Source organism: Rhodococcus sp. NPDC057529, from assembly GCF_042802055.1.
Taxonomy (GTDB): Bacteria; Actinomycetota; Actinomycetes; order Mycobacteriales; family Mycobacteriaceae; genus Rhodococcus_F.
Genome location: NZ_JBHVEY010000060.1, coordinates 1 through 6,035, shown reverse-complemented (window position 1 = coordinate 6,035; position 6,035 = coordinate 1). Strand labels below are relative to the sequence as shown.

The following is a 6,035-nucleotide window of genomic DNA, read 5'->3' as shown; positions in this document are numbered from 1 at the left end:
CGGTCATGTCTACCCAGGTCCTGACTCGCGGTTCCCCGAATTATGGTGTTACCGAGCATATGCCCTCAGGCACGTCAGGGTCGGTTTGGTGCAACCACGCGTACGGTTAGCAGAATCCCAATTCCTTCCGCTCAGGAGATCCCATGTCCCACGAAGGTAAAGCCATCACCGGGTCGGCGGCATTGCTTCACGAGTTCGGCGCGGACGCGAAGTTCTCGATTGAACAGGTTGTCATCGATCCCCCAAAAGGCCCGGAGGTGAGGGTCAAGATGCATACTGCGGGCCTCTGCCATACAGACGAGCACCTACGCGCTGGGGACTACAACCTCCCGTGGGCGCCCTGTTTGGGTGGCCACGAGGGTGCGGGCGTGGTGGTCGACGTGGGCCCCGACGTAAGGTCTGTTGGTCCGGGTGACCACGTGGTGATGACGTTCATTCCGAGTTGCGGTCGTTGTCCGGAATGTGTCCGGGGGCGCTCAGCCATGTGTGAGTTGGGTACCCATCTGTTTACGGGCGTGTCAATCCATGACCAGACCAATCGTATTCACTGGCGAGGGAAGGGGGTCGGACAGGCTCTCCAAGTTGGCACATTCGCCGAATACACCGTAGTACACGAAAACTCGGTCATAAGGATCGATCCAGACCTTCCGCTCGAGACTGCCGCATTAGTCGGGTGCTGTGTCACGACGGGGATCGGGGCGGCGACCTATACGACGCAGACGATGCCGGGTGATGTCGCCGTGGTGGTCGGAGTCGGCGGCATCGGAATGAACGCTGTGCAGGGATTCAGCATCGCCGGTGCGCTGCATATTGTTGCCGTGGATCCTGTTGGTTGGAAACGGAATCGGGCACGAGAAGTGTTTGGTGCCACACATGCGGTCGCGTCGATGGGCGAGGCCCGCGAACTGGTCAGTTCGCTTACGCGCGACCGAATGGCGGACACCGTTGTCTATTCGGTAAGCAACGGAGTGGGCGAGGACATCGAACAGGCCATGAGTATCCTGGGTAAACGCGGAACGATGGTTTATGTATCTGTCGCGGACTCGAAAGCGCGAGATGCAAAGCTCGATATGTTCACGCTTTTGCATCTGGAGCAACGTCTCGTCGGTTCACTGTTCGGCTCGGCAAATCCGAGATTCGACATCCCTCGCGTACTGAGCTTGTACCGCAATGATCAAGTGAAGCTCGAAGAGCTGGTCACAACTCGGTACACGCTCGACGAGATCAATGATGGCTATGACGATCTGCTAGCAGGGAAGAATATACGTGGGGTCATTTCATTCGATTAGCACCAATGGAACCAGGCGATTGGAAGGCTAAGCCTGTCATTGACTTTGGTTATTATTGCGCTCCCTGGCTCGGTGGCATCGATTTGGTACGTTTTCCTGTCGGGATTGGCGCGGTTACACGGTGAGTGTTCGCCGATCGGGGTGGGTCGCCTCGCCCGGGTCCGGGTCGACGAGATCTTGTGCACGGGCGGGAAAGCAGCGTCGCGCAGGTGCGCGCATTACCTCGACGAACTCGTCGGTGCGACGACTGTCTCGGTGGACCGGAGCCGTGCGATCCGGAGGTTGGGCGTAGGCGACCAGCACGATCTAAATCGTGCCTTCGACCACCTCGGGACTGCGGAGCCGAGGGGCTGTCCACGCGGATGCTTGTGGGCTTGAAAGGTTATGACGATGTGGGGGTTATGCCGACACGGGCCGCATCGTTACTGGTAGTGGCCTTGCGGTGGGTGGATTATTCGGCATAATCACCGACGACCTGGTCAGGCGTGATGCTGGTCTTCCCTGGTGACGAAGGGAAGGAAACCCAGCCATGTCCACCACCGACGATTACACCCGCTGGATCACGATCGACGACGCGATCGAGGACTTCGACCGATACCTGGTCACGGGCAAGAACGCATCCGAGATGACCCGCCAGTGCTACACCCGGCACGTCCGAGTGTTCCTCGACACCCTCACATCGTCGACCGATCAGGTCGGCCTCGACCGCGTGTCAGGCCCGCAGGTCCGGTCCTATGTCACACAACTGAGCGAGCGCTACTCACCGCAATCATGCAAGTTCAAAGCCACTGCGCTGCGGTGCTTCCTGCGGTTCGCGTGGATGTCCGGACGGATGAGCTCGGATCTGACTGGCGCGGTCGGCACGGTGATCACCCATCGGTCCGGCAAAATCCCCAAGGCACTGCACCCGGAGGAACTGGCCCGACTGTTGGCCGCCCCGGATCGGCGGACCCTGGGCGGAGCCCGCGACTACGCCCTGCTGATACTGATGTCCCGCCTCGGATTGCGCGCCGGCGAAGCCGGCGGACTACGCCTCGACGACATCGACTGGGCACACGCAAACCTCCGAGTGCGCGTCAAAGGCGGGAACTGCCTCGAGCTGCCCCTCCCCGACGACGTCGGCTCTGCTCTGGTCGAGTACCTGCATCGGCGTCCCGCCTCGACACCTCATCGTGAAGTGTTCCTCACGAACTACGGCACCCCGGCGCCGATGACCCGTGGCGCGGTCACCGCCGCGGTCGCCCGCAATGCCCACACCGCAGGGCTGGGGACGATCTACGCACACCGGTTGCGGCACAGTGCCGCTCGGGCCGTGCTGGCCGGCGGCGGCACGTTCGAGGAGGTCGGTGAGCTGCTCGGTCACGCCACACGACAGGTCACCATGGCGTACTCGTCGTTCGACCTCGTGTCGTTGCGTCCCCTCGCCCGCCCGTGGCCGGTCAGGGGGCAGTGATGCACAACTGGACTGCTCTCATCGACGAGTATCTCGCCTTCCGCATCGCACGAGGATTCCAACCGAGCCGCAAGATAGAACGGTTGCTCTCGCAGTTCGTCGCCTCGCTTCCCGACAGCCGCGACGACGAGGTGCTGTTCCGCAACGCCGACGTTCTGACCTGGGTGAACGCCCCCGATCGGGCAGCACCTTCCTGGGTATCGGCCCGATTGTCGATCGTGCGGGGCTTCGCGCTCTACCTCGCCGGATCCGGCCTGCCCGTCGTCGTGCCTGCCTGCCGGCAGGCACCGACCTCATGCCGCCGCGCCACCCCGTATCTGTATTCGACCTCGGAGATCGTCGACCTCATGGACGCCACCGACGTCCTGTTCACGCCCTTGCGTGCCGCCACCATGCGCACCCTCATCGGCCTGCTCTTCGTCACCGGAATGCGGATCGGTGAAACGCTGCACCTGAGCATCGGCGACCTCGACACCGAGCAGAACACCCTGACGATCCGACACGCGAAGCTCGGTCGCGAACGCATCGTCTGCCTCGACACCAGCACCAGCGAGGCACTCCGGGCCTACCTCGACGCCCCACCACGGCACGACCTGGGCACCGGTGTCGATCGGCCCCTGTTCGTCACCTGCCAGGGCGCCGCGGTCTGCTACTCCAACGTCTGCGGTGCTTTCCATCAGATGGTCCGCCGCGTCGGGCTGGCCCGCCGCGCCGGCGCCCGTCCACGCCTGCACGATCTGCGCCACAGTTTCGCAACCCGGACGATGATCGACGCCTACCGAACAGGACGCGATCCTGGGCACACGTTCGCCGTATTGTCGCTCTGGCTCGGGCATTCCAACCCGACCGACACCTACTGGTATCTGCAGGCCGCCCCGGAAGTCGCGGCGATCGCCGCCGGGCGCCTCGACCGTGACCAGGAGTGGTGATGAACCACCGCCTCGCCCCGATCCTGCAGCAGTACTTCACCAGCTACGCGCTCACCCAGCGCGCACTGAGCCCGGCCACGATCCGGACCTACCGCGACTCCTGGGCACTGTTCCTGACCTTCGTCGCCGAACGCACACAGCTGCCGCCCTACGCACTCGAACTCGCACACATCGACCACCGATGCGTCACCGCGTTCCTCGACCACCTCGAGAACGACCGCGGCAACAGCATCGCCACCCGCAACCTGCGGCTGGCCGCGATCAAGGCCGTACTGACATTCCATTGCGCGACGATGCCCGAACACCTCGACACGATCGCGGCGGTCCAGGCTATCCCCGTCAAGAAGCACCCACGACCGCAGCTGACCTACCTCACCGCCACACAGGTGCGCGTCCTGCTCGACGCGATCGACCCCACGACCTGGACCGGACGACGGGATCAGGCCATGTTCACTCTCGCCGCCCACACCGGGCTGCGCGTGAGCGAACTGATCTCCTTGAGCGTCGACAGCGTTCACCTCGGCACCGCGGCACACGTCGCCTGCACCGGAAAGGGACGCAAACACCGCACCACACCCCTGACAACCGCAACCGCCACGCTGCTGAAAACCTATCTCTGCGAACGGCGTACTCGTCCCGGACGCGCACTGTTTCCCAACCCGCGGGGCGAACCACTGTCCGCCGACGCGATCGGGCAACGGCTACGCACCCACGTGCACCGCGCAGCGCGGTCCTGTCCGGAACTGGCGGATACTCGCATCACCGTGCACACCCTCCGGCACACCGCGGCGATGCGGTTCCTCGCCGCCGGCATCGATACTTCGGTGATCGCGCTCTGGCTCGGCCACGAATCCACCGCGACCACCAGCATCTACCTTCATGCCGACATGGCTATCAAACGCCGGGCTCTCGAGCGGACACGTCAACCGGACGTGGTGGCAGGTGACTACACGCCACCGGACGCGCTCCTCGCGTGGCTGCAAAGCTTGTGATTATGCCGAACAACCTGGTGGTGGCGACGCGGCCACCAGCACCGATGCGCCCCGTGTCGGCATAACCCCCACATCGTCATAACCCTTCTTAGGCCGAGTTCGGCCTAAGAAGGGATACCTGACGAATCTTCCCGTGTCGGTGACAGATCCGATTGACGCAATCGGGAGTACCACGAGTTGTGGCATGCTGAACAGTCGTTTCGGATGTCCAAGATGGACCGGCGGGCGCGGCTGATCTTCCACCGCACCAAGGAAGGAGGCGATCAAGGCGACATCTGACTGTCGTGTTCGCCGCGCTGGCCGCTTCGCGGTTGGTGCAGGAGCGCAGTGGGCTCGCGATCGTCAAGTCCGCTCTTGGATCCACGAACCGCCGGCGACTGCAAAGCCCGAGGGCGAGACCGCATCCCGGGAACGTCCGGTGTCCACCCCCGCCGGACGTTCCCGGGGTGCACGCCGCCGACACTGCTCTCATCGCGGCACAATGGAACGGTAACTCCCACTCACTGCGGGTCGTTCCATTCTGCGTACGTGGCCGTCCCCATGGGTCAGCCTTTGGCGCAAAGTGCCTTCACTTTGGGAACAGGAACGAATGTTTGCAGTTCTTTATGCTACCGTTGGTGAAAGGTTCGATAGTAATCCGGTCGGAACATTGGGGTGAACATGAGCGTGGCAGCCGGGTCGATGAGCGAGGCCTTACCTGGATACCGGCGGCTGGCGTTGATCCTGAGTGAGGAGATTCAGGCGGGAAAGTACGGTGAGACCACACCGCTACCCACCGATACCGCGTTGATGGCCGAGTACGGCCTGGGCAGACAAACGGTGCGGCGGGCGTTTCAGGAACTGGTCGCGGACGGTCTGGTCTACCGGGTTCGCGGCCGGGGGACGTTTCCGACCGCGCGGCCAAAGTCGGGGCGCACCGTGCGCTCGACCGGATCGATCGAGGCTCTGGAGGAGTGGCGGGGCACGGAGATGGAGGTCATCTCTCCGCTCGAATTGCGCCGCGACCTCGATTTCGCGCAGCGCCTCGAACTTGACGGCCCCGTGGTCGCCCGGTTGACCGTCAGGCGCTGGATCGACGACGAACCATTCGCCGTCACCGACATCGTCCTTCCGCCGGACATCGGCGGGCGACTGGTCTCGGACGACAAGATTCCCTCGGGGCGGGCACCGGGAACAATTGTGGCGCATGTGGGCGCGATGGCGGGACCGGTGGCCAGCGCCGAGGAGACGATCACCGCGATCACGGTCTCCGAGGAGACGGCCGCGATACTTCATACCCCTGCCGGTAGACCCGCTCTCCGGGTCGAACGGGTCTACCGCAACGCCGAGGGCCTACCGCTCGAGCTGTCATCGACGGTGCATGCCTCCGAAC

Annotated in this window: 5 protein-coding genes; all 5 read left to right on the top strand. The window is 63.6% G+C overall.

All coding sequences use genetic code 11. From position 1 onward, the window contains the following. Nucleotides 1–143 precede the first annotated feature (143 nt). Nucleotides 144–1,289 (top strand): NDMA-dependent alcohol dehydrogenase, encoded by a 1,146-nt coding sequence (locus ACFU5V_RS42970; RefSeq protein WP_378707509.1) that lies wholly within the window; start codon nt 144–146, stop codon nt 1,287–1,289. A gap of 529 nt (nt 1,290–1,818) precedes the next feature. After that, nucleotides 1,819–2,742, top strand: coding sequence for a tyrosine-type recombinase/integrase (locus ACFU5V_RS42965; RefSeq protein ID WP_378707507.1), 924 nt, complete (start codon nt 1,819–1,821; stop codon nt 2,740–2,742). After that, nucleotides 2,742–3,671 (top strand): tyrosine-type recombinase/integrase, encoded by a 930-nt coding sequence (locus ACFU5V_RS42960; protein ID WP_378707505.1) that lies wholly within the window; start codon nt 2,742–2,744, stop codon nt 3,669–3,671. The genes ACFU5V_RS42965 and ACFU5V_RS42960 overlap by 1 nt, the downstream gene beginning before the upstream one ends. After that, nucleotides 3,671–4,663 carry a tyrosine-type recombinase/integrase gene (locus tag ACFU5V_RS42955; RefSeq protein WP_378707503.1) on the top strand — a complete coding sequence of 331 codons (993 nt, stop codon included), beginning with the start codon at nt 3,671–3,673 and terminating at the stop codon, nt 4,661–4,663. Before ACFU5V_RS42960 ends, ACFU5V_RS42955 begins: the two co-directional genes overlap by 1 nt. 660 nt (nt 4,664–5,323) lie before the next feature. Next, nucleotides 5,324–6,035: GntR family transcriptional regulator (locus ACFU5V_RS42950; protein WP_378707501.1), on the top strand; the 712-nt coding region annotated here is incomplete at its 3' end.

Coding starts and splice junctions, on each gene's coding strand:
- ACFU5V_RS42970 (WP_378707509.1), top strand. CDS start 144: ATGTCCCACGAAGGTAAAGCCATCACCGGGTCGGCGGCATTGCTTCAC.
- ACFU5V_RS42965 (WP_378707507.1), top strand. CDS start 1,819: ATGTCCACCACCGACGATTACACCCGCTGGATCACGATCGACGACGCG.
- ACFU5V_RS42960 (WP_378707505.1), top strand. CDS start 2,742: ATGCACAACTGGACTGCTCTCATCGACGAGTATCTCGCCTTCCGCATC.
- ACFU5V_RS42955 (WP_378707503.1), top strand. CDS start 3,671: ATGAACCACCGCCTCGCCCCGATCCTGCAGCAGTACTTCACCAGCTAC.